The following is a 22,624-nucleotide window of genomic DNA, read 5'->3' on the forward strand; positions in this document are numbered from 1 at the left end:
CCTGGGGGATCCGGGGCCCGCAGGATCATGGGCATGGAGCACACGGTTCTCAAGGGCATCTACGTCCCGCTGGTCACCCCGTTCGCCGCCGACGGCTCGGTGGCGCTGGACGCACTGGAAAAGCTGGCCGGCTCGGTGCTGGACGACGGCGCGGCCGGGCTGGTGGCGCTCGGCACCACCGGCGAGCCGGCCACGCTGAGCGCGGACGAGCGGCGCGCGGTGACGGAGGTCTGCGCGTCGGTCTGTGCCGGGCGCGGTGCGCAGCTGCTGGTCGGCGTGGGCGGGGCCGGCACCCGGGCGGTCGCCGAGGAGCTGGCCGGGCCGGCCGGGCGGGTCCCGGGGGCGGTGGCCGCGCTGGTCACCGTGCCGTCGTTCGTCCGGCCGGGCGAGGCCGGGACGATCGCGCACTTCCGGGCGCTGGCCGAGGCGAGCCCGGTGCCGCTGGTCGCGTACCACATCCCGTACCGGACGGGGCAGCAGCTGACGGCCGGTGCGCTGCTGGAGCTGGCCGCCGTCCCGGGCATGGTGGGCGTCAAGTACGCGACCGGCGGGCTGGACCAGGCCGCAGTGGAGCTGCTCGCCGCCGCCCCGGAGGGATTCGCGGTCATGGCCGGGGACGACGTCTTCCTGTCGCCGCTGCTGGCGCTCGGTGCGGCCGGCGGCATCCTGGCCTCCGCTCACCTGGCCACCGCGCGGTTCGTCGAACTGGCCGCCGCCTGGGAGCGCGGGGACGTCCCGAAGGCCCGTGCGCTGGGCCGCCGGCTCAACGCCCTGGCGGTCGCCGCCTTCGCCGCGCCGAACCCGTGCGTGATCAAGGGCGTGCTGCACGCCCAGGGCCGGATCCCCACCCCGGACGTCCGGCTGCCGCTGCTGCCGGCCGGCCCGGCGGAGGTGGCCGCGGCACTGCGACTGGCGAGTGGTCTGGACCAGTAGGCGAGGCATGGCCTCTCACACCGTGGAATACCAGGTCGCCCCGCCCGAGTGACAAGGCATGATGGGCGGAGTGCGGCTGTGACCAGCGACATCAAGAGGAGTAGTCGGAATGAAGATCGGCATTGTCGGGGCCACCGGCCAGGTCGGCGGCGTGGTCCGCGAGATCCTGGCGGAGCGCGCAGGACTTCCCGGCGGCTTGGGCCCGGTGGAGCAGCTCCGGCTGTTCGCCTCGGCGCGTTCGGCCGGGCGCACGCTGCCCTGGCAGGGCACCGAGATCACCGTCGAGGACGCGGAGACGGCCGACTACACCGGCCTGGACATCGTGATCTTCTCGGCCGGCGGCGCCACCTCCAAGGCCCTCGCCCCGAAGGCCGCCGCGGCCGGCGCCGTGGTGATCGACAACTCCTCCGCCTGGCGCCGCGACCCCGAGGTCCCGCTGGTCGTCTCCGAGGTCAACCCGCAGGCGATCGCCGACCGGCCCAAGGGCATCATCGCCAACCCGAACTGCACCACCATGGCCGCCATGCCGGTGCTGCGCCCGCTGCACGACGAGGCCGGCCTCGCCGCACTGGTCGTCTCCACCTACCAGGCCGTCTCCGGCAGCGGCGTGGCCGGCGTGGCCGAGCTGCAGGACCAGGCCGCCAAGGTCGTGGACGGCGCCTCGGCGCTCGCCCACGACGGCTCCGCGGTGGAGTTCCCCGAGCCCAAGGTCTACAAGCGCCCGATCGCCTTCAACGTGCTGCCGCTGGCCGGCTCCATCGTCGAGGACGGCTCCAACGAGACCGACGAGGAGCAGAAGCTCCGCCACGAGAGCCGCAAGATCCTCGGCATCCCCGGCCTGAAGGTGGCCGGCACCTGCGTGCGCGTCCCGGTCTTCTCCGGCCACTCGCTGCAGATCAACGCCCGCTTCGAGCGCCCGATCAGCCCCGAGCGCGCGGCCGAGCTGCTCGCCGGTGCCCCCGGCGTCGAGCTGAGCGAGATCCCCACCCCGCTCCAGGCCGCCGGCCGGGACCCGAGCTACGTCGGCCGGATCCGGGCGGACGAGACGGTCGAGCACGGCCTCTCGCTGTTCGTCTCCAACGACAACCTGCGCAAGGGCGCCGCGCTCAACGCCGTCCAGCTGGCCGAGCTGGTGGCCGCCGAGCTGAAGGGCTGACGCCCCGGTCGCACCCGGCGGACCCCCGTCTCCGGACGGGGGTCCGCCGTGCTTCCGCAAGGTCCGCAGGGGCCGCGCCGCCCGTTGCCGGACCGGGACATCCGCCGAGGTTCGGCGCGCGAACCAGGGGTAAAGGTGACCCAACGATCGGGCGGCCACGGGCTCCCCCTCACCCCACGCGGGCCCGAACGCCGGGCGCACCGCCGCCCACCCGGTACCGCCGGCCGAGGCGGCGCCTGACCCCGAGGGCGAGCGAAAAGAGGTGCGCGATGGACCGCTGCGTCGTCCTGGTGGACGCCGGATACCTGCTGGGCGCCGCCGCCAGCCTGCTCGCCGGGGATCCGTCCCGCTCCAAGGTCACCGTCGACCACACCGCGCTGATCACCGCCCTGCGCGAGCGGGCCGAGGCCGAGACCGGCCTGCCGCTGCTGCGGATCTACTGGTTCGACGCGGCGCCCGACCGCCGTCCGATGCCCGAGCACCGCCGCCTGCGGGTCCTGCCGCGGGTGACCGTCCGGCTCGGCGCCCTCACCCGGGCGGAGGGCCGCTGGGTGCAGAAGGGCGTGGACGCCGCGATGCACGCCGAGCTCTCCGAACTCGCCCGCAACCGGGCCTGCGCCGACGTCGTGCTGATCACCGGCGACGGCGACCTGCTGCCCGGCATGATGTCCGCCAAGGAGCACGGCGTCGTCGTCCACCTCTGGGCCCTCCAGGCCGCCGACGGCGACTTCAACCAGTCCGAGGACCTGGTCGGCGAGGCCGACGAGCGGCGGGTGCTGGACCGGGAGTGGATCGAGGGCTCGTTCAGCCTGCGCGAGACCTCCACCGTCTTCCCCGCCCCCGGGCCGCGCCACGAGATCGCCAAGATCCTCGCCGCGCCGCCGGCCGCCCCGCCCGGTGTCGTCCCGGCGCCCGGCGTCCGGCCCGCGGCGGGCCCGGCGCCCGCCGCCGTGCCGGTGGCCAACGGGCGCCCGGCCGCGGCCGCCACCGCGCTCAAGGTCGTCCCGACGCCCAAGGACATCGCCGGGCGCGCCTCCGCCCCGCAGCCCGCCTCCGCCCAGCACCCGACCGGCCCGGTCCTGCGCTGGTCCTCCGACCGGGGCTGGGTCGAGCGGCCGGCCGCCGAGCAGGCCGTCACCGCCGGGGACAGCCTCCCCACCCTGGCCCAGCTCACCACCGCCGAACAGCGCTGGGCCGACCGGGAGGAGGACATCACCTCCATCGGCGGCGACGCCCACGAGGTCGGCCAGGTCTTCGCCCGCCGCTGGACCGAGCGGCTCGGCGACGTCGAGCGGCTCACCGTGCTCTGGCCCGACTACCCGCGCATCCCGCACCGGGTCGACGGCGAGCTGCTCCGCTACGCCGCCCGGTTCGGCCTGCTCGCGCACAAGGACGACCAGATCGACGAGCACGACCGGTACGCGATCCGGGCCGGCTTCTGGAAGGAGCTGGCCGGCCGCGTGCCCGGCGGGGACCTGGTGGTCGAGGACTAGTGAGCCCGTCCGGCCGGGCGCGCATCGTCGGAGCCGCCCCGGGCGGAGGGCCGGGGGAGTGCCGGTCGCGGGGGAACGGGCCCCCTTGTCCGGTTCACGGGTTCCACGGCGTAAAGTCTTCGATCGTGGACGAGACGGCCGGGCGGGCACCCCAGGATTCCTCGCCGTGCTGTGCCGTACGCGACCTGGTCAAGACGTACCGCTCCGGGCGCGGCGGCCCCATCGACCCGATCAGGGCCAACGACGGCATCACCCTGACCGTCCGGCAGGGCGAGATCTTCGGGCTGCTCGGGCCCAACGGGGCCGGCAAGTCCACCCTGGTCCGCCAGCTCACCGGGCTGCTGCGGCCCGACTCCGGCTCCGTCGAGCTCCTCGGCCACGACATCGTGCGCCACCCCGAGCGGGCCGCCCGCTTGCTCGGCTACCTCGGCCAGGAGTCCACCGCGCTGGACGAGCTGACCGTCGCGCTCGCCGCCGAGACCACCGGCCGGCTGCGCGGCCTCGGCCGGGCCCAGGCCCGGGCCGCCGCGGACGAGGTGCTCACCGAGCTGGCCCTGGAGCCGCTCGCCCACCGGCCGCTCGCCAAGCTCTCCGGCGGCCAGCGCCGGCTCGCCTGCTTCGCCGCCACCCTGGTCGGGGACCGGCCGCTGCTCGTCCTGGACGAGCCGACCACCGGCATGGACCCGGTCGCCCGCCGCGCCGTCTGGACCGCCGTCGAGCGGCGCCGGGCCGAGCGGCGGACCGCCGTCCTGCTGGTCACCCACAACGTGATCGAGGCGGAGACCGTGCTGGACCGGGTCGCGGTGGTGGACGAGGGCCGGGTGATCGCCTGCGACACCCCGGGCGGGCTCAAGGCGCTCGTCGACGGTGACGTCCGGCTCGACCTGGTCTGGCGGGACGAGGCTCCGCTCGCGGTGCCCGCCGTCGCCGCCCTGGCCGAACGGGCCGAGCGCACCGGCCGCCGCTGGACCGTGCGCACCACCCCCGAACAGGCCCGCGAACTGGTCGCCGCCGTCACCACCGGCCCGGCCTTCGCCGCCCTGGACGACTTCACCCTGGCCACCCCGAGCCTTGAGGACGCCTACCTCAAGCTGGGCGGCCGCCATGGAGGACTGGCCAAGTGACGCTGCTCTCCGCGCCGCCGCAGACCGCTCCGGTCGAGGGCACCGGGCCCGCCCCGCTGGCCCCGGCCGCCCGGCTGCTGCCCGCGCTGGCCGCCGTCTACCGGGCGCAGCTGGCCCGGGCCAAGGTGGCCCGCATCCCGCTGCTGTTCGTGGCCACCTTCCAGTCGCTCGGCATCCTGGTGATGATGCGGGGCGTCGTCGACCCCGGGCAGACGGCGGCCGCGCGTTCGGTGGTGGCCGGCTCCAGCGTGCTGGTGGTCGCCTTCGTCGCGCTCAACCTGCTCGCCCAGTACTTCGGCCGGCTGCGGGCCACCGGCGGCCTCGACCACTACGCCACGCTGCCCGTCCCCGCCGCCTCGGTGGTGCTCGGCGCGGCCGCCGCGTACGCCTCGTTCACGTTGCCCGGCGCGCTGGTGACGGCCGCCGCGGGGGCCGTGATGTTCGGGCTGCCGCTGGGGCAGCTCTGGGTGCTGCTCGCCGTGGTGCCGCTGGCCGGTGCGGCGCTCTCCGGGCTCGGCGCGGCCTTCGGGCTGCTCGCCCCCCGGCAGGAGATCGCGACCATGCTGGGGCAGCTCGGCATGTCGGCGGCGCTGCTGCTGGGCGTGCTCCCGGTGGACCACCTGCCGCAGCCGGTGCTCTGGCTGCGCGACCTGCTGCCCTCCACCTACGGGGTCGAGGCCTTCGCCCGGACCTTCGCGGCCGACCCGGACTGGGCGGCGGTGGCGGGGAACCTCGCCGTCTGCGCGGGGGTGGGCGCGGTGTCGCTGGCCGTCGCCACCTGGGCGTACCGGCGGGCCACCACCCGGTAGGGCGCCGCGGGGCCGGTGTCCGCGGTGCGGGTGGCGGGGCCGTTCGGGCGGCTGTCGTGAAACGATGGGCCCGTGACCGTACCGAACACACCTCCGGATCCCCTGCACGCGGCTGCGGGCACCGACGCGGACACCGCCGGCCAGGGCCCGGCCGCCGCCCCGAACCCGTACGCGCCGCCGGCCCCGGACGCCGCGGGCATCCCGCCCCTGCCGGCGGGCGTGCACACCGGCCCGGAACGGCAGCCGGTGCTGGAACGGCTGCGGCCCGAGCTGAAGGTCGGCGCGATCACGCTGCTGGTCTGCCTGGTGCTCGGCGTGGCGATGGCCGCCCTCTGGGCGTGGCTGGCGCCGAAGGTGCCGCTGGTGGTCGACGGCAACAAGATCCTCTACGGCGACCCGGAGGGCGAGCAGCGGGCCGGCGCCGACAGCGTCTTCGTGCTCATCGGGCTGGGCATGGGCATCCTGACCGCGCTCGGGGCCTTCCTGGTCACCCGCCGCCGCGGCGGCGGGATCGCGGTCGCGGTCGGCCTCGCGGTCGGCGGCCTGCTGGCCTCGGTGGGCGCGTGGTCGCTGGGCCGCCGGCTCGGCCCGGGCAGCGACCTGGTCGCCGAGGCCCGGCGGGTCGGCAACGGCGGGCACTTCAACGCCGACATCGACCTGGGGGCGTACGGGGCGCTGCTGGCCTGGCCGATGGCGGCGATGGTGGTGCTGCTGGCGCTGTCGGCGGCGTTCGGCAAGCGCGAGGAGGACCCGCCGCCGTACTGGGCCGGGCCGTACGACGCGCCCCGGCCCGTGGACGCGCAGCCGGGCGTACCCCCGGGGACGCCGCCGGGCTCGGCGGGGCAGCCGCAGGACGCGCTGCCGCAGGAGGAGCGCAAGCCCTGACGCCGCGCCCCGGCCCTCGGCCCGGGAGTCAGCGGCCGATCGGGGCCGTCAGGGCGCCGGTGACGGTGACGAGGTCGGCGGGGGCGAGTTCGACCTCCAGGCCGCGGCGGCCGGCCGAGACGTAGACCGTCGGGTGGGCGAGGGCGCTGTCGTCCAGCACGGTGCGCAGCGGGCGGCGCTGGCCGAGCGGGGAGATGCCGCCGAGGACGTAGCCGCTGCTGCGCTCGGCGGCGGCCGGGTCGGCCATCGCCGCCCGCTTGCCGCCGACCGCCGCCGCGAGCGCCTTGAGGTCGAGCCGGCCGGCCACCGGGACGACGCCCACGGTCAGGACACCGTCGACGTCGGCGACCAGCGTCTTGAAGACCCGGTCGGCGGAGATGCCGAGCGCCTCGGCGGCCTCGCCGCCGTAGGAGGCGGCGGCCGGGTCGTGCTCGTAGGCGTGCACGGTGAACGCGACGGCGGCGTGCTCGAGGGCGACCGTGGCGGGGGTGCCCTGGCCGCCCTTCCTGGGCTTCTTGGCCATGGTGGAGGTCTCCGGGAACGGGAAGGCGGGCTCGGGAGGCGGGCTCAGTTCGGGCTGAACGACTGGCGGGTGAGGTCCACCGCCGGGAGCGAGGGCAGCCAGCTGAGCACGGCCGTCTCGCGCCGCAGCAGCTCCAGCTCGCTGCGCAGCCGCTGCGCGGTGTCGGGGCAGGCGAGCAGCCCCTGCTTGACCGGGGTCTCGAACACCGAGGCGGCGGCCACCAGGTAGGAGAGCACCTGCGGGTCGTCCGGGAGCTCCTGGTGGCCGACCGTGCTGGCCTCGCGGGCGCCGGCCAGCCGCTTCTGGTAGGCGCGGAAGGCCCGTTCGACGCCGGCGGCGAGCACGCTCGCGCCCTCGCCGGGCTCCTCCTCGATCGGCTCGATCTCGCCGGTCAGGTACGGTCCGCCGGTGTCCACCGAGCGGAGCCGGAACCGGGTGGTGCCGGTGACCAGCAGTTCGTACCGGCCGTCGGGCTGCTCCTGGGCGGAGGCGACGTCGGCGACGCAGCCGACGTGGTGCAGGGCCTCCAGCGGGTCGCCGGTGACGGTGCCGAGGCCGTCGAGCGGTCCGGCCGGGCCGTCGTCGGGGCGGACCGGCGCGACCTCGCGGCCGTCCTTGATGGCGAGCACGCCGAACCGGCGCGGCTCGTCCTCGGGGAGGGCGAGCAGATCGGCCAGCAGACGGCGGTAGCGCTCCTCGAAGACGTTCAGGGGCAGCACCAGGCCCGGGTAGAGCACGGTGTTCAGCGGGAAGAGCGGCAGCCGTTCTGTCACGGCGGACAGCGTAGTTCCCCGAGCGGTGAATACGCCCGGGGGTTATCCGCGCTGGAGCATCCGGGTGGCTCCGGCGGCGACGGTGGTGGCGAGGATCCAGCCGACGATCACCAGGCCGGAGGCGACCCACTGGTCGGCGCCGCCGGGGTTCCAGCCCTGCTGGCCGAGGTCGACGACGGGCAGCAGCTGGCCGAGGGCGTACAGCACCGGGTCCCAGTGCGGCCGTTCGTCGGCCTTGAGCGGCTGCAGCCGGTGGGTGGCGAAGTAGATGCTGCCCAGGGCCCAGGCGAGGAGCAGCCAGAGCGCGGCCCGGCCGGGGCGGAAGCCGTAGCCGACGGTGACGTCCTGGATCCGGCCCCAGATCCGGGCGGGCAGCGGCAGGGTCTGCCGGCGGCGGCGCTGCTTGGCGTAGAGCACCTCGCGGGCGTCGTCGTCGGCGCCGTCGCGGCGCAGGGCGGCGGCCAGCTGCTCGTAGGACTCGGGCTGGAAGTCCACCGAGGAGCCCTCCAGCCAGGCGATCCGCTGCTGGACGGTGAACGGGACGGCCGGGCGCAGGCACTCGTAGGTGAAGCCGGTGAGGCCGAGCTGCTTGCCCTGCGGCCAGGAGCCGGGCGCGTCGACCAGGTTGCCGACCCGGGCGCGGGAGAGCGAGACGGTGCCGCCGTCGGGGAAGCGGCAGGTGAACCGCAGCTCGGGGGTCTGGATGCGGCGCAGGGCCAGCTCGTCGTCCGGGCCGAGGCGGAACTCGGCGTCGGAGAGCAGGCAGGCGGCCTCGAACCGGCCGTCGGAGAGGCGGACCCGCCCGTGGGCCCGGAACGGGGTGCTGGGGGCGCCGGCCGGCGGTATCTCGCCGTAGCCGGAGCCGTAGTAGGTCTGCGAGCCGTACCAGCCGCCGTCCGCCGAGCCGCTGAGGTACAGGGTGTGGCCGACGGTGACCCGGACCAGGTTCAGCGCGGTGTGGTTCTCCGGGACGGCGTGCAGCTGGGCGCCGCGCAGCGAGAGCCGGCCGCCGATCCGGCCGGTGCGCAGGCTGACCTCGCCGCGGGACTCCAGCCGGTCGGCCTCGAAGTCCTGACTGACGGCCATGCCGTCGGCGGAGAGCGCCCGGCCGAACCGGTCGCCGCCCAGCACGGCCTGGTTGAGCAGCAGGTCGGTGCCGATCCGGGCGTCGGTGAGCCGGACGCCCTCGGGTATTCGGCAGCGGGCCAGGTGCAGATCGCCGGAGGTGGCGAGGCGGGAGGCCTCCAGGCGGGGGATCAGACAGCTGACGAACCGCAGCGTGCCGGCCTCGGCCTCGGAGATCAGGATCTTCTGCTCGAAGCGGCAGTCGTGCACCTCGACGTAGTGGCCGATGGTGGCGCCGGCCAGCCGCAGCGGGCCGGTGACCTTGATGCCGGTCAGCTTGAGCGAGGCGACCCGGCCAGGGGCGGCGGCCGGCCCGGCCAGCAGCAGCCGGGAGAGCACCTCGGCGCGGACCGTGCGCTCCGGGCCCCAGGCCGCCCCGCCGAACGGGTCGTCCTGGTCGGCGTCGCCCGTGCGCAGGTCGTACACCCGGCCCTGCCGGAACGCCTCCCACAAGCCCTGCTCCACCGGTGTCCAGCCGTCCGGTGCCCGCTCCGCCATCGTTCCCCCGTCTCCCCCGGTCGTCTCGCCTTTCGTATCACGGACTGAAATGCGGGGCCGTCGGTTCCGGCCACTCCTTACACTGGGTGGCGTGATCTCTCGAATCGACCTGCGCGGATCCCTCGACGACCCGCGCGACCTGCTGCCCCGTGCCGACTTCGACGTCGCGGCCGCCCTGGAGAAGGTGCGGCCGATCGCCGAGGACGTGCACCATCGCGGGGTCGCGGCGCTGATCGAGATCACCGAGCGGTTCGACGGTGTGCGGCTGGAGTCCACCCGGGTGCCCGCCGGGCAGATCGCCGAGGCCCTGGAGACGCTGGACCCGAAGGTGCGCGCCGCGCTGGAGGAGTCGATCCGCCGCGCCCGCCTCGTCCACGCCGACCAGCGCCGCACCGGACACACCACCCAGGTGGTGCCGGGCGGCACGGTCACCCAGCGCTGGGTGCCGGTGGACCGCGTCGGCCTGTACGTGCCGGGCGGCCTGGCCGTCTACCCGTCCTCCGTCGTGATGAACGTGGTGCCGGCCCAGGAGGCGGGCGTCCAGGGCATCGCGGTGACCTCGCCGCCGCAGAAGGCCTTCGGCGGCCGGGTGCACCCGACCATCCTGGCGGCCTGCGCGCTGCTCGGCGTCACCGAGGTGTACGCGGTCGGCGGCGCCCAGGCGGTCGCCATGTTCGCGCTCGGCACCGAGGAGTGCGAGCCGGTCAACATGGTCACCGGCCCGGGCAACATCTACGTGGCCGCCGCCAAGCGTTACTTCGCCGGCCGGATCGGCATCGACTCCGAGGCCGGCCCGACCGAGATCGCCGTCCTCGCCGACGACAGCGCCGACCCGGTGGACGTCGCCGCCGACCTGATCAGCCAGGCCGAGCACGGCCCGACGTCCGGCTCGGTGCTGGTCACCGACTCGACCGGGCTGGCCGACGCGGTGGAGGCCGAGCTGAAGACGCAGGTCGCCCGGACCAAGCACAGCGAGCGGGTGGCCGAGGCCCTGGGCGGCCGGCAGTCCGGCATCATCCTGGTCGACTCCCTGGAGCAGGGCCTTCAGGTCGTCAACGCGTACGCCGCCGAGCACCTGGAGATCCAGACCCGGGACGCGCACGCCGTCGCCGCGAAGGTCCGCAACGCCGGCGCGATCTTCATCGGCCGGTGGACGCCGGTCTCGCTGGGTGACTACGCGGCCGGCTCCAACCACGTGCTGCCCACCGGAGGCTGCGCCTGCCACTCCTCCGGGCTCTCCGTGCAGACCTTCCTGCGCGGCGTCCAGGTCGTCGAGTACGACCGCGAGGCGCTGGCCGGTATCGCCGCGCACGTCGTCAACCTCGCCGACGCCGAGGACCTGCCCGGTCACGGTGACGCGATCAAGGCCCGATTCGACTGGAGTGTGCCGGGCGCGTGAAGATCGACGACCTCCCCATCCGCGACGAACTGCGCGGACAGACCCCGTACGGCGCCCCGCAGCTGGACGTGCCCGTCCAGCTGAACACCAACGAGAACCCGTACCAGCTCCCCGAGGAGCTGGTGGCCAGGATCGCCGAGCGCGTCGCCGAGGCCGCCCGCAACCTCAACCGCTACCCCGACCGGGACGCGGTCGAGCTGCGCGAGGGCCTGTCCGCCTACCTGACCAGGACCACCGGCTTCGCCCGCACCCGCGAGCAGGTCTGGGCCGCCAACGGCTCCAACGAGATCCTCCAGCAGCTGCTCCAGACCTTCGGCGGCCCCGGCCGCACCGCGATCGGCTTCGAGCCCTCGTACTCGATGCACGCCCTGATCTCCCGCGGCACCGGCACCGACTGGATCTCCGGCCCGCGCAACGAGGACTTCACCATCGACGTGGAGGCCGCCGTCGCGGCCATCGCCGAGCAGCGGCCCGACGTGGTCTTCGTCTGCTCGCCGAACAACCCGACCGGCACCGCCGTCGCCGCCGACACCGTGCTGCGGCTCTACGAGGCGGCGCAGGCCGCCCGGCCCAGCCTGGTGATCGTGGATGAGGCGTACGTCGAGTTCTCGCACCGCGCCTCCCTGCTGCCGCTGCTGGAGGGCCGCCCCAACCTGGTGGTCACCCGCACCATGTCCAAGGCCTTCGGCGCGGCCGGCCTGCGCCTGGGCTACCTGGCCGCCGACGCGGCCGTGGTGGACGCGGTGCAGCTGGTCCGCCTGCCGTACCACCTGTCGGCCGTCACCCAGGCCACCGCGCTGGCCTGCCTGGAGCACACCGACACCCTGCTCGGATACGTCGGCCGGCTCAAGGCCGAGCGCGACCGGCTGGTCGACGCGCTGCGCGCACTGGGCCTGGAGGTGACCGACTCGGACGCCAACTTCGTCCAGTTCGGCCGCTTCGCGGACGCCCACGCCGTCTGGCAGGCCATCCTCGACCGCGGCGTCCTCGTCCGGGACAACGGTGTCCCCGGGTGGCTGCGCGTCACCGCCGGCACCCCCGCCGAGAACGACGCGTTCCTTGACGCCGTCCGCACCGCCCTCCCCCCGTCCTTGCCCGCCATCGGGCAGGAGGGGCCCAGGCCCACCCCCACCCTTGAAGGACCGCGCTCCGCGCGCGCAGCCAGTCAGGAGCTGTAACCCCGTATGTCCCGTATCGGACGCGTTGAGCGCACCACCAAGGAGACCTCGGTCCTGGTCGAGATAGACCTCGACGGCACCGGCAAGACCGACATCTCCACGGGCGTCGGGTTCTACGACCACATGCTCGACCAGCTCGGCCGCCACGGCCTCTTCGACCTCACCGTGAAGACCGACGGCGACCTGCACATCGACACCCACCACACCATCGAGGACACCGCCCTCGCGTTGGGCGCCGCCTTCAAGCAGGCGCTCGGCGACAAGGTCGGCATCTACCGCTTCGGCAACTGCACCGTGCCGCTGGACGAGTCGCTCGCCCAGGTCACCGTGGACCTCTCCGGCCGCCCCTACCTGGTGCACACCGAGCCGGAGCACATGGCGCCGATGATCGGCAGCTACGACACCACCATGACCCGGCACATCCTGGAGTCGTTCGTGGCCCAGGCGCAGGTCGCCCTGCACGTCCACGTACCCTACGGACGCAACGCCCACCACATCGTGGAGTGCCAGTTCAAGGCACTGGCCCGGGCGCTGCGCTACGCCGCCGAGCGCGACCCGCGCGCGGCCGGCATCCTCCCCTCGACCAAGGGTGCGCTGTGAGCAAGGCCTCGATGATCCTCATCTTCGTCGGACTCTTCCTGGCGGGCGGGGTGATCTCGTTCTGGAAGCAGAAGATTCCGAAGGGCGTCATCGCCGTGCTCGCCATAGGCTCGGTGCTCTGCCTGGCCTCCGGCGTCATGCGCCTGTGACGGCGCCGTACAGAGCCGCTTCGGAAACCGCCGAGTAGCCGCCAAGACCACGTGGCCCCCGGGGCTGCGCAGTCGCCAAGAAGATGGACACCTGAACATGGGCAAGAACGTCGTCGTACTCGACTACGGGTCGGGGAACCTCCGCTCGGCCCAGCGCGCAGTCGAGCGCACCGGCGCGACCGTCACCGTCACCTCCGACTTCCGGACCGCCATGGAGGCGGACGGCCTGCTCGTCCCCGGCGTCGGCGCCTTCGAGGCCTGCATGCGCGGGCTGAAGGCCGTCCGCGGTGACTGGCTCGTCGGCCGCCGCCTCGCCGGGGGCCGCCCGGTCATGGGCATCTGCGTCGGCATGCAGATCCTCTTCGAGAAGGGGGTCGAGCACGGCGTGGAGACGGCCGGCTGCGACGAGTGGCCGGGCACCGTCGAGCCGCTGGACGCGCCGGTCGTCCCGCACATGGGCTGGAACACCGTGGACGCCCCCGAGGGCAGCCGGATGTTCGCCGGGATGGACGCCGACACCCGCTTCTACTTCGTGCACTCCTACGGGGTGCGCACCTGGGACCTGGAGGTGCACAGCGCGCGGATCAACGCCCCGCTGGTCACCTGGTCCACCCACGGCCGGCCCTTCGTCGCGGCCGTCGAGAACGGCCCGCTCTGGGCCACCCAGTTCCACCCCGAGAAGTCCGGCGACGCCGGCGCCGCCCTGCTGACCAACTGGGTCAACACCCTCTGACGATCTGAGAGTTGTCAACACCATGAGCCGCCTCGAACTGCTCCCCGCCGTCGACGTCCGGGACGGCCAGGCCGTCCGCCTGGTCAAGGGCGCCTCCGGCACCGAGACCTCCTTCGGCGAGCCGCTCGCCGCCGCCCTCGCCTGGCAGAACGCCGGCGCCGAGTGGCTCCACCTGGTCGACCTGGATGCCGCCTTCGGCACCGGCTCCAACCGCGACCTGCTCCGCGAGGTCACCGGCGCGCTGGACATCAAGGTCGAGCTCTCCGGCGGCATCCGCGACGACGAGTCGCTGGCCGCCGCCCTCGCCACCGGCTGCACCCGGGTCAACCTGGGCACCGCCGCGCTGGAGAGCCCCGAGTGGGTCGCCAAGGTCATCGCCGAGCACGGTGACAAGATCGCCGTCGGCCTCGACGTGGTCGGCACCACCCTGCGCGGCCGCGGCTGGACCCGCGACGGCGGCCAGCTCTTCGACGTGCTGGCCCGCCTGGACGCCGAGGGCTGCGCCCGCTACGTCGTCACCGACGTCAACCGGGACGGCACCCTGACCGGCCCCAACCTCCAGCTGCTGCGCGACGTCTGCGCCGCCACCGACAAGCCGGTCGTCGCCTCCGGCGGCGTCTCCTCGCTGGACGACCTGCGCGCCATCGCCACGCTGGTCGGCGAGGGAGTCGAGGGCGCCATCGTGGGCAAGGCACTCTACGAGCAGAAGTTCACCCTCGAAGAGGCCCTGGAGGCGGTTTCAGGATGACGGAACGTCAGATCGTACGCGGCCGGGTCGCCGGATTCTCCCCCTGGGAGGGGCAGTTCGGCTACTCGCGGGCGGTCGCGGCCGGGGACCACGTGCACGTGGCCGGCTCCACCGCCTGGGTCGACGGGAAGATCGAGCACGAGGGCGACCCGTACGGGCAGACCCTCGCCGCCTTCGGCGTCGGCCTCCAGGCCCTGGCCGCGTACGGCCTGACCGCGGACGACGTGGTCCGCACCCGGATGTACATCACCCACGTCCGCGACGCCGACGAGGTGGGCCGCGCCCACCACACCCTCTTCGACGCCGCCCGCCCGGTCGCCACCATGGTGGTGGTCGCCGGACTGATCGACTCCCGGATGATGGTCGAGGTCGAACTCGACGCCTACCGCGCCGGGCTCGCAAGCACCCTGGAAGGCAAACAGCCGTGACCCTCGCAGTACGAGTCATCCCCTGCCTGGACGTCGACGCCGGCCGAGTGGTCAAGGGCGTCAACTTCCAGAACCTGCGCGACGCCGGCGACCCGGTCGAGATGGCCAAGCTCTACGACGCCGAGGGCGCCGACGAGCTCACCTTCCTCGACATCACCGCCTCCTCGGGGGACCGCGAGACCACCTACGACGTGGTGCGCCGCACCGCCGAGCAGGTCTTCATCCCGCTCACCGTCGGCGGCGGCATCCGCGCCGTCGAGGATGTCGACAAGCTGCTGCGGGCCGGCGCCGACAAGGTCGGCGTCAACACCGCGGCGATCGCCCGCCCGGAGCTGATCCGCGAGATCGCGCAGCGCTTCGGCCGCCAGGTGCTGGTGCTGTCGGTGGACGCCCGGCGCTGCCCGGAGGGCACCGAGACGCCGTCCGGCTTCGAGGTCACCACCCACGGCGGACGCAAGGGCACCGGCCTGGACGCCGTCGAGTGGGCCGGCCGGGCCGCCGAGCTGGGCGCGGGCGAGATCCTGCTCAACTCGATGGACGCGGACGGCACCAAGGACGGCTACGACCTGGACATGATCCGGGCCGTCCGCAAGACCGTCTCCGTCCCGGTGATCGCCTCCGGCGGCGCGGGCAAGGCAGCCGACTTCGCCCCGGCGGTGGAGGCCGGCGCGGACGCGGTGCTGGCCGCCAGCGTCTTCCACTTCGGCGACCTGCGGATCGGCGAGGTCAAGGCCGCGCTGCGCGAGGCCGGCCACCCCGTACGGTGACGCGCGAGGGCCCGCCCGCCACGATGTGTTCCCTCGTGGTGGGCGGGCCCGCTCTTCTCCGCGCTCAGGACTCCTTCGGCGGCTCGCCCTTGATCAGGGCGAACGGCGCGCCGAACGGGTCCGCCAGCCAGGCGATCCGGCCGACGTCCGGGACCTGCTCCGGGCCCATCATCACGGTGCCGCCGGCCGACCGCCCCCGCTCGACCAGCTCGTCCACCACTTCGGTGGCGAAGTACGGCGTCCAGGACGGCGGCTGGCCCTCGCCCATCACCGGGGCGATGCCGCCGAAGCTGGTGGCCCGCTGGTCGCCGTCGGCGGTGGAGACCACCAGGTACTCCATCCCCGGTGCCGGGAACTTCTCCGAGCGCCAGCCGAAGAGCGTCCGGTAGAAGCCGAGGCCGGCCGCCTGGTCGGTGGTGTGCAGCTCCACCCAGACCAGCGCGTTGTCGGTGGACACCGCGTCCAGGCCCTGGGTGGTGCCCGCCTGCCAGATCGCGAACCGGGCGCCCTGCGGGTCGGTGAGCTGGGCCATCCGCCCGGCCTCCATGACGTCGAACGGCGCGACCCGGACGGCGCCGCCGGCCTGCTCGACGGCCTTGGCGGTGGCGTCCGCGTCCGGCGTCTTGAAGTACGTCGTCCAGGTGGACTTCGCACCCTCCTCGGTGAGCGGCCCGACGGCGGCCACGGTCTTACCGTCGGCCTGAAGGAAGCCGTAGCCGCCGGCCTCCGGGCCGAGAGCCTGGAACGTCCAGCCGAACACCGCGCCGTAGAAGGCGGCGGCCGCGGCGGGGTCCGGGCTGCCGAGGTCGATCCAGCAGGGCGCGCCGGTGGGAAAGTCGGTGGTGAGCATGGGGTGGTGCTCCTTCGACGGGAAGGGACGGCCGGGCGGGTTCGTGGGGGCGTGGGCGCACCCCACCCCGGCCATCTGCGAGTCTGCACCCCGGTACCGGCATCCGCAGCCGGGGCGCCGCCGACGCGCCGCAGGCCCCCGGCCGTGCGGGGGACTCCCGCTACGCGCCGGCCACGGGCTCCGCCGGGGGCAGCGGGAGCACGTGCCGCAGGGCGGTGACGGCGTCCGGCGGACCGTCCACCGACAGCTCCGTCCGCTCGCCGCGGCCGTAGACGAACAGCACGAGCTCGCCGGGCTCGCCGGTGATCCGCACGGTCGGAGCGCCCGCTGGGCCGACGGTCACGCTCTGCCCGTCCGGGCGGCGCAGCTCCAGCCGGGCGGGGGAGCGGCGGCCCGCCTCCAGCCGGGCCAGCAGCGGCAGCCGGCGCCAGAGCGCCGCGGCCCGCCCCGGCGGCACCGCCTGCGGCTGCCACTGCGGGCCCGCGCGGCGGATGTCCTCGGCGTGGACGAAGTACTCGACGGTGTTGGCGGCCTCGTCGGCGCCGGGCAGGGCGAACAGCGAGAGCAGCGGCGGGCCGGACCGGAACCGCCGCACCAGCTCCTCGTAGGGGCGCTCGGCGTACCCGCTCTGGACCTGGTGGGTCCAGCCGGCCAGCGGGCCGAGGCGGATGCCCGCCGCGGCGTCCGGCCGGCTCTCCCGGACCACCAGGTGGGCGGCGAGGTCCCGGGTGGACCACCCGGCGCAGAGGGTGGGCGCGTCCGGCCCGGCGGCGGCCAGCAGTTCGGCCAGCCGGTGGCGCTCGGCGAGGGCATGGTTCGACATGGCCACAGCGTAGGGCGTGCCGGACGGCGTGTCGGCCGGCCCTACTTCAGGTGGCCCGTGAGCCGAGTGCCGCCCGGGTGGTTGCTGGCCGTCAGGGTGCAGGTGTAGTCCCGCCAGCCCTGCTGGTAGAAGGTCATCGACGGGCCGAACGGGTAGCCGTAGTACGGCCCGCCGCCGCCCTGGCGGGCGTCCGCCGCGGCCTGGGCCTCCTTGCAGCCGTCCCGCATCGCCTTGCTGATCTGGCTGTCGCCGGTCAGCCCGTCCGGGAGCTGCGGGTTGCCGATCGCCTCGCCGTCGTGCGCGCCCTCGCAGGGGCGCGCCTCCGGCTTGGTGACCGACTTGTTCAGCTGCGGGTGGTCGAAGCAGGAGCCGGCCGTGAAGAAGGTGTACGGCACCGCCTTGGTGGGCGTCGGCGTGGGCGTGGGGGTGGGCGTCGGGGTCGGGACCGGAGTGCTGACGCTCGGGGCGGGCGGGGGCGGCAGCGCGGCCGGCTTCTTCTCCGGCCAGAGCAGCACGGTGGCCACCACCGCGAGCAGCACGGCCAGCACGGCGGAGACGGCGAGGACCAGGCCCCGCGACGGACGGGCGGCGCCGGCTCCGGCCGGCTGCGCGGAGACCGACGGCCCGGGGCCCGACTGCCCGGGGGGCGGCTGCTCGGAGGTCATGGCCACGAGGATGGCCCACGCCGGGGCCGCCCGGCAGGCGGTTGGCACAACTCGTACGAGCAGACCGGCTCCCTGCGCGGGAGTCGGCTAGGCTTCCCGGCGGCACGACACGATCCCAGGAGTAGGCGGATGCGCGTCGGAATCACCGGTCACCGGGGCCTGTCGGGGGGCATCACCGAGATGCTGGTCCGAGGGGACCTCTGGAAGCTGGTCACCACCTTCGGCCCGTACGAACTGGTCGGCGTCACCTGCGCGGACGAGGGCCCGGAGACCTGGTTCGCCGACTCCGTGCTGGAGCACGGCGGCAAGCTGGAGGTCATCGTCCCCGCCGGGGCGCCCGTCGTCGGCCGCGCCGACGACACGCACCGGGGCACCCGGCTGCGGCTGATGAACGAGGCCAACGCCGTCCACCGGCTGGCCGCCGCCGAGCACGGCGGCCTCGGTGACGACACCGGGCGGGCCGTGGTCGGCATGATCGACGAGCTGATCGCGGTCTGGGACGGCGGATCCGGCAGCGAGCCCGCACGGGTCGCCGAACTGGCCCGACGGGCCGGGCTGTTCGTGCACCGGATCTGGCCGGCCGGCTGCGAGCGGCCGCACTGAGCGGCCGCACTGAGCGGCCGGGGCCTGCGCCGGCGGGCCGCTCCCCGGCGGTGGCGGTCCCGGGCCGGGCCGGGATCCGGCCGGGGGACCTCCGGGCCGGGCCGGGCTGACACAATGGCCCCATGTCCACCCCCGCCACCCCCAACACACCCGCCATCCCCGGCTCCACCGCCCTGGACCCCGCGATCGCCGCGCGGCTCAAGCGCACCGACGACGGCCTGCTCCCGGCCATCGCGCAGCAGTACGACACCGGCGAGGTGCTGATGCTGGGCTGGATGGACGACGAGGCGCTGCACCGCACCCTCACCACCGGCCGCTGCACCTACTGGAGCCGCAGCCGCCGCGAGTACTGGGTCAAGGGCGACACCTCCGGCCACGTCCAGCAGGTCAGGTCGGTCGCGCTGGACTGCGACGGCGACACCCTGCTGGTCAGGGTCGACCAGACCGGCGCCGCCTGCCACACCGGCGACCGCACCTGCTTCGACGCCGACGTGCTCCCGCTCTCCTGACCCCTCCTACCCCGTAAGGTGCCGCCCGCCATGGACCTCGAAGCCTTCCGCAAGCTCGCCGTCGACACCCGGGTCATCCCGGTCACCCGCAGGCTTCTCGCGGACGGCCTCACCCCGATCGGCCTCTACCGCAGCCTCGCCGACGAGCGCCCCGGCACCTTCCTGCTGGAGTCCGCCGAGCAGGGCCGCAGCTGGTCCCGGTACTCCTTCGTCGGCGTCCGCAGCGGCGCCGTGCTCACCGCCGGCGAGGACGGCGACGCCCGCTGGCACGGCGCCCCGCCGGTCGGCATCCCCACCACCGGCGACCCGCTCCAGGTGCTGCGCGCCGCGCTGGAGACGCTGCACACCCCGCGCCGCACCGACGACGGCCTGCCCCCGCTCACCGGCGGCCTGGTCGGCTACCTCGGGTACGACGTCGTGCGCCGGCTGGAGAAGCTGCCCGACCTCAACCCGGACGACCTGAAGCTCCCCGAGCTGACCATGCTGCTGGCCACCGATCTCGCCGTGCTCGACCACGCCGACGGCACGGTGCTGCTGATCGCCAACGCGGTCAACCACAACGACCTGGCCACCGGCGTCGACGAGGCCTACGCGGACGCGGTGGCCCGGCTCGACGCGATGGAGGCCGACCTGCGGGGGCCGGTCGACCCGGGCCTGGCCACCTTCACCCCGTCCGGCCCCGGCGAGGTCCGCTCGCCGTTCGGCGGCGAGCCCTACCGGGCCGCCGTCGAGGAGGTCAAGGAGCGGATCCGGGCCGGCGAGGCGTTCCAGGTGGTGCCCTCGCAGCGGTTCGAGGCGCCCTGCCCGGCCTCCGCGCTGGACGTCTACCGCGTGCTGCGCACCACCAACCCCAGCCCGTACATGTACCTGTTCCGCTTCCCCGGCCCGGACGGCGGCGCCGAGGGCGGCTTCGACGTCGTCGGCTCCAGCCCGGAGGCGCTGGTGAAGGTCACCGAGGGCGAGGCTATGGTGCACCCGATCGCCGGCACCCGGCACCGCGGCGCCACCCCGCACGAGGACTCCGAGCTGGCCGCCGAGCTGCTCGCCGACCCCAAGGAGCGGGCCGAGCACCTGATGCTGGTCGATCTGGGCCGCAACGACCTCGGGCGGGTCTGCGAGCCGGGCAGCGTCGAGGTGGTCGACTTCATGCAGGTCGAGCGGTACAGCCACGTCATGCACATCGTCTCCACGGTGACCGGCAAGGTCGCCCCCGGGCGGACCGCCTTCGACGTGCTGACCGCCTGCTTCCCGGCCGGCACCCTCTCCGGCGCGCCGAAGCCGCGCGCGATGCGCATCATCGAGGAGCTGGAGCCCACCCGCCGGGGCCTGTACGGCGGCTGCGTCGGCTACCTGGACTTCGCCGGGGACTCCGACACCGCGATCGCCATCCGCACCGCCGTCCTGCGCGACGGCACCGCGTACGTCCAGGCGGGCGCGGGCGTGGTCGCCGACTCGGACCCGTACGGCGAGGACACCGAGTGCCGCAACAAGGCCGCCGCCGTCCTGCGGGCCGTGGCCACTGCGAATACGCTGCGGACGCCGCTATCGTGAGGACGGCGTCGAGCTGCTGAGGGAGGCGGCGAGGATGACCGCGATGACCACGGCGAGTGCCTGGGACGCTCTCGAGGGCGTGAACCTTCCGAAGGGTTACCGGGTGGAGATCACGGACGGAAGGATCATCATGACGCCGCAGGGGGAGAGCCGGTGGGAGGTGATCCTCAGCGCATCGCCCCAGATCAAGAAGCAACTCGCGGGTCACGGGCGAGTCCTGTCGGACGTCATGATCGACTTCCCGTCGACACACTTCGGCTACGCCCCCGACGTGGCGGTGATCGCCCCGGGGGCCGAGCACAACGGCCGAGGGCGTTACGAGTGGCACGATGTCGAGGCCGTGCTCGAAGTGGTCTCGCCGTCGGGTCGGGACAAGGACTACGTCACCAAGGTGCGGGTCTATGCGGAGTGCGGGATTCCGATTTTTGTGGTGATCGATCCGGCGGACGGGAACTGTACGGTCCACACGGCTCCGTCCCGCGGCGGTGCGTACCGGGAGGCGGAACGGGTTCCGTTCGGAAACGACCTTTTCCTGCCGCTCGGTGATCGGACGCTCGTGGTGGAGACCGATGAGTTCCCGGTCGAGCGGCCCACCCCGGGTGGGGCGTGAGACATCGGTCGGGGGATAGTGGACGGGTGAGCGTTCCTGACCAGTCCCGTGCCGAGACCAAGTCCACCCCTGCCGGGGCGAAGCCCGGGCGGCGCACGCTCGGCCTGATGTTGCTGCTGACCGTGCTGGGCGCGGTGCTGGTGCTGACCGCCGTCGGCCGGGTCTGGGCCGAGGGCGCGGCCGGCACCCTGGAGGTGTCCGTCACCGGCGGGAAGATCTCCGAACTGCCCGGCGGGCTGGCACTGGTGGCGCTGGCCGCGGCTGTCGCGGTGTTCGCGGTGCGCGGCGCCGGCCGGATCGCGGTCGGCCTGCTGACGCTGCTGGCCGGCCTCGGGGCGGCGGCCGCGGCCGCGGCGGGGGCCGGCGACACCGCCGCGCTGGACACCGAGGCGGCCCGCAAGCTCGCCCTCTCCGGCACCACCGCGACCGAGGTCGCCCACACCACCTGGCCCTGGGTGGCCCTGCTCGGCGGGCTGCTGCTGGCGCTGGCCGGGCTGCTCACCGCCCGGTACGGGCGCGGCTGGCCGGCCATGGGCAGCCGCTACGAGGCGCCCACCCGCAAGGCGCCGGCGAAGGCCGCGGAGTCCCCGGCCGACCTCTGGAAGGCGCTGGACCGCGGCGAGGACCCGACCGCGGTCTGAGGCGACGCACCGCGCCCGCGCGGCGTCGCACCGCGCCGGGGGCGCCGCGTGGCGGTGTGACCCGATAGACGAGCACCCGCCTTGGGGCGCCGCCGTGCGGCCCGGCACAATGGGACACGTCAACCCGCCAGGGGCCGGCAGGCCCGGCCGGGCCCCGGAGAGCCAAGGAGCACCATCAGATGGCAGCAGCAGCACACGGTCACACCCCCGCCGCCTGGACCGGCGTGACCATCGCCTTCGTCGGTTTCGCGATCGCGGGCGTCGCGATGATCCTCCCGTCGGTGCTGCTGGTCTGTGCCGGCCTCGCGGTCGTCCTGCTCGGCGGCGTGGTCGGCAAGGCCATGGCGATGGCGGGCATGGGCAGGCAGCCCAGCACGATGGTGTACACCCACGAGGAGCAGGCCGCGCTGGCCACCGCCTGATCTCCCGGCACCTTGTGAACGGCGGGCGTCAACGCCCGCCGTTTTCGTTTCCCCGGTCGGTGTCACGGTGCCCGCCGGGCGTGCCGGGCGGGCACAATCATGGGCGTGACCGCCTCCTCCACCGCCTCCGCCCGGCCGCCCGTCCTGCGCCGGCTGGGCGCGCCGCTGACCGCCCTGGCCGCGGCGACCGTCCCCACCGTGTTCGTCGCCGTGGTGGACCCGAACGCCCCCGGGCACTACCCGACCTGCCCGTTCCTGGCTTTCACCGGCTGGTGGTGCCCCGGCTGCGGAGGGCTGCGCTGCGTCCACGCGCTCGCCCACGGAGACCTCAGCGGCGCGCTGCACGACAACGCGCCCGCGGTGCTGCTGTTCGCCGTCCTGGCGGTGCTCTGGGTGCGCTGGGTGTGGGCGGCGGTGAGTGGCGGGCCGGCGCCGCGGCTCGCGCTCGGTGCGCGGCGCTGGGCGCTGGTGGCGCTGCTCCTGCTGGTGTTCACGGTGGTGCGCAACCTGCCGATCGGGGCCGGGCTGGCACCGCCGCTGGTCTGACCCGGCCGTCGGTGTGAGGACGGTGAAATCGCAGCTCGGAGCTTGCCCCGGGGCGTCCGTTCCGCGAGACGCGCGCCGGGCGG

Annotated in this window: 27 protein-coding genes; 21 read left to right on the forward strand and 6 right to left on the reverse strand. The window is 74.5% G+C overall.

Annotated elements, in window-relative coordinates; all coding sequences use genetic code 11:
* The first annotated feature begins 33 nt into the window (after positions 1-33).
* The 6 genes from ACZ3YO_RS01525 to ACZ3YO_RS01550 all read left to right on the forward strand — a co-directional run bounded on the left by ACZ3YO_RS01525 (position 34) and on the right by ACZ3YO_RS01550 (position 6,400).
* Positions 34-933 (forward strand): dihydrodipicolinate synthase family protein, encoded by a 900-nt coding sequence (locus ACZ3YO_RS01525; protein ID WP_465563372.1) that lies wholly within the window; start codon positions 34-36, stop codon positions 931-933.
* Positions 934-1,042: 109 nt separating this feature from the next.
* Entirely contained in the window at positions 1,043-2,089 is a 1,047-nt protein-coding gene (locus tag ACZ3YO_RS01530) for an aspartate-semialdehyde dehydrogenase (RefSeq protein WP_465545732.1), read from the forward strand.
* Between the two features lie 269 nt (positions 2,090-2,358).
* Positions 2,359-3,582 (forward strand): NYN domain-containing protein, encoded by a 1,224-nt coding sequence (locus tag ACZ3YO_RS01535; protein ID WP_465545734.1) that lies wholly within the window; start codon positions 2,359-2,361, stop codon positions 3,580-3,582.
* 125 nt (positions 3,583-3,707) lie between these two features.
* Positions 3,708-4,706, forward strand: a complete 999-nt coding sequence (locus ACZ3YO_RS01540; RefSeq protein ID WP_405365864.1) for an ABC transporter ATP-binding protein — start codon at positions 3,708-3,710, stop codon at positions 4,704-4,706.
* The gene (locus tag ACZ3YO_RS01545) at positions 4,703-5,515 is read left to right on the forward strand and encodes an ABC transporter permease (RefSeq protein WP_396319349.1); all 813 of its coding nucleotides are present in this window, start codon (positions 4,703-4,705) and stop codon (positions 5,513-5,515) included. The genes ACZ3YO_RS01540 and ACZ3YO_RS01545 overlap by 4 nt, the downstream gene beginning before the upstream one ends.
* 72 nt (positions 5,516-5,587) lie before the next feature.
* Positions 5,588-6,400, forward strand: a complete 813-nt coding sequence (locus ACZ3YO_RS01550; RefSeq protein ID WP_465563379.1) for a hypothetical protein — start codon at positions 5,588-5,590, stop codon at positions 6,398-6,400.
* 28 nt (positions 6,401-6,428) lie between these two features.
* On the opposite strand, the gene ybaK is transcribed toward ACZ3YO_RS01550, so the two are convergent.
* Genes ybaK through ACZ3YO_RS01565 form a run of 3 tightly spaced genes read right to left on the reverse strand, consistent with a single transcriptional unit; the run spans position 6,429 to position 9,319 of the window.
* The gene (ybaK, locus tag ACZ3YO_RS01555; RefSeq protein ID WP_465545739.1) at positions 6,429-6,923 is read right to left on the reverse strand and encodes a Cys-tRNA(Pro) deacylase; all 495 of its coding nucleotides are present in this window, start codon (positions 6,921-6,923) and stop codon (positions 6,429-6,431) included.
* A gap of 44 nt (positions 6,924-6,967) precedes the next feature.
* Positions 6,968-7,696 (reverse strand): LON peptidase substrate-binding domain-containing protein, encoded by a 729-nt coding sequence (locus ACZ3YO_RS01560; protein ID WP_465563381.1) that lies wholly within the window; start codon positions 7,694-7,696, stop codon positions 6,968-6,970.
* A 42-nt stretch (positions 7,697-7,738) separates the two neighbouring features.
* The gene (locus tag ACZ3YO_RS01565) at positions 7,739-9,319 is read right to left on the reverse strand and encodes an oxidoreductase (protein ID WP_465563384.1); all 1,581 of its coding nucleotides are present in this window, start codon (positions 9,317-9,319) and stop codon (positions 7,739-7,741) included.
* Between the two features lie 91 nt (positions 9,320-9,410).
* Between ACZ3YO_RS01565 and hisD the strand changes: the two genes are divergently transcribed.
* The 8 genes from hisD to hisF all read left to right on the forward strand — a co-directional run bounded on the left by hisD (position 9,411) and on the right by hisF (position 15,321).
* Positions 9,411-10,718, forward strand: a complete 1,308-nt coding sequence (gene hisD / locus ACZ3YO_RS01570; RefSeq protein ID WP_465563387.1) for a histidinol dehydrogenase — start codon at positions 9,411-9,413, stop codon at positions 10,716-10,718.
* Positions 10,715-11,896 (forward strand): histidinol-phosphate transaminase, encoded by a 1,182-nt coding sequence (locus ACZ3YO_RS01575; protein ID WP_465563389.1) that lies wholly within the window; start codon positions 10,715-10,717, stop codon positions 11,894-11,896. Before hisD ends, ACZ3YO_RS01575 begins: the two co-directional genes overlap by 4 nt.
* Before the next feature lie 6 nt (positions 11,897-11,902).
* A complete protein-coding gene (gene hisB, locus ACZ3YO_RS01580; RefSeq protein ID WP_465563390.1) occupies positions 11,903-12,496 on the forward strand; it encodes an imidazoleglycerol-phosphate dehydratase HisB in 594 nt (197 codons plus the stop codon).
* On the forward strand, positions 12,493-12,645 hold the full coding sequence (locus ACZ3YO_RS01585; protein WP_465545751.1) for a hypothetical protein: 153 nt from the start codon (positions 12,493-12,495) through the stop codon (positions 12,643-12,645). The genes hisB and ACZ3YO_RS01585 overlap by 4 nt, the downstream gene beginning before the upstream one ends.
* Before the next feature lie 97 nt (positions 12,646-12,742).
* The gene (gene hisH, locus ACZ3YO_RS01590) at positions 12,743-13,378 is read left to right on the forward strand and encodes an imidazole glycerol phosphate synthase subunit HisH (RefSeq protein WP_465563392.1); all 636 of its coding nucleotides are present in this window, start codon (positions 12,743-12,745) and stop codon (positions 13,376-13,378) included.
* A gap of 22 nt (positions 13,379-13,400) precedes the next feature.
* Complete coding sequence (priA, locus tag ACZ3YO_RS01595; RefSeq protein ID WP_148645547.1) at positions 13,401-14,126, forward strand: bifunctional 1-(5-phosphoribosyl)-5-((5-phosphoribosylamino)methylideneamino)imidazole-4-carboxamide isomerase/phosphoribosylanthranilate isomerase PriA; 726 nt, start codon at positions 13,401-13,403, stop codon at positions 14,124-14,126.
* The gene (locus ACZ3YO_RS01600; protein WP_465563395.1) at positions 14,123-14,554 is read left to right on the forward strand and encodes a RidA family protein; all 432 of its coding nucleotides are present in this window, start codon (positions 14,123-14,125) and stop codon (positions 14,552-14,554) included. Before priA ends, ACZ3YO_RS01600 begins: the two co-directional genes overlap by 4 nt.
* Positions 14,551-15,321, forward strand: coding sequence for an imidazole glycerol phosphate synthase subunit HisF (hisF, locus tag ACZ3YO_RS01605; protein WP_465545757.1), 771 nt, complete (start codon positions 14,551-14,553; stop codon positions 15,319-15,321). The genes ACZ3YO_RS01600 and hisF overlap by 4 nt, the downstream gene beginning before the upstream one ends.
* A 64-nt stretch (positions 15,322-15,385) precedes the next feature.
* Here the strand turns inward: hisF and ACZ3YO_RS01610 are convergent, their stop codons facing one another.
* From ACZ3YO_RS01610 to ACZ3YO_RS01620, 3 genes are all read right to left on the reverse strand, one after another.
* Positions 15,386-16,171: a VOC family protein gene (locus tag ACZ3YO_RS01610; protein WP_465563398.1), complete on the reverse strand. Its 786-nt coding sequence runs from the start codon at positions 16,169-16,171 to the stop codon at positions 15,386-15,388.
* A 160-nt stretch (positions 16,172-16,331) separates the two neighbouring features.
* Positions 16,332-16,994, reverse strand: a complete 663-nt coding sequence (locus ACZ3YO_RS01615) for a TIGR03085 family metal-binding protein (RefSeq protein ID WP_465563401.1) — start codon at positions 16,992-16,994, stop codon at positions 16,332-16,334.
* 41 nt (positions 16,995-17,035) lie between these two features.
* Positions 17,036-17,659: a hypothetical protein gene (locus tag ACZ3YO_RS01620; protein ID WP_465563404.1), complete on the reverse strand. Its 624-nt coding sequence runs from the start codon at positions 17,657-17,659 to the stop codon at positions 17,036-17,038.
* Positions 17,660-17,788: 129 nt separating this feature from the next.
* On the opposite strand from ACZ3YO_RS01620, the gene ACZ3YO_RS01625 reads away from it, so the two are divergent.
* The 7 genes from ACZ3YO_RS01625 to ACZ3YO_RS01655 all read left to right on the forward strand — a co-directional run bounded on the left by ACZ3YO_RS01625 (position 17,789) and on the right by ACZ3YO_RS01655 (position 22,541).
* Complete coding sequence (locus ACZ3YO_RS01625; RefSeq protein ID WP_465563406.1) at positions 17,789-18,262, forward strand: hypothetical protein; 474 nt, start codon at positions 17,789-17,791, stop codon at positions 18,260-18,262.
* A gap of 122 nt (positions 18,263-18,384) precedes the next feature.
* On the forward strand, positions 18,385-18,771 hold the full coding sequence (gene hisI, locus ACZ3YO_RS01630) for a phosphoribosyl-AMP cyclohydrolase (protein WP_465563408.1): 387 nt from the start codon (positions 18,385-18,387) through the stop codon (positions 18,769-18,771).
* A gap of 30 nt (positions 18,772-18,801) precedes the next feature.
* Positions 18,802-20,322: an anthranilate synthase component I gene (locus tag ACZ3YO_RS01635; RefSeq protein WP_465563410.1), complete on the forward strand. Its 1,521-nt coding sequence runs from the start codon at positions 18,802-18,804 to the stop codon at positions 20,320-20,322.
* Between the two features lie 34 nt (positions 20,323-20,356).
* Positions 20,357-20,932: a Uma2 family endonuclease gene (locus tag ACZ3YO_RS01640; protein WP_465563413.1), complete on the forward strand. Its 576-nt coding sequence runs from the start codon at positions 20,357-20,359 to the stop codon at positions 20,930-20,932.
* Positions 20,933-20,958: 26 nt separating this feature from the next.
* Positions 20,959-21,573 (forward strand): TIGR02234 family membrane protein, encoded by a 615-nt coding sequence (locus ACZ3YO_RS01645; RefSeq protein WP_465563416.1) that lies wholly within the window; start codon positions 20,959-20,961, stop codon positions 21,571-21,573.
* 179 nt (positions 21,574-21,752) lie between these two features.
* Positions 21,753-21,995 (forward strand): HGxxPAAW family protein, encoded by a 243-nt coding sequence (locus ACZ3YO_RS01650; protein WP_396319329.1) that lies wholly within the window; start codon positions 21,753-21,755, stop codon positions 21,993-21,995.
* 99 nt (positions 21,996-22,094) lie between these two features.
* Positions 22,095-22,541, forward strand: a complete 447-nt coding sequence (locus ACZ3YO_RS01655) for a DUF2752 domain-containing protein (RefSeq protein WP_465563419.1) — start codon at positions 22,095-22,097, stop codon at positions 22,539-22,541.
* Positions 22,542-22,624: the final 83 nt, after the last annotated feature.

This window comes from Kitasatospora sp. NPDC022785, assembly GCF_055561295.1.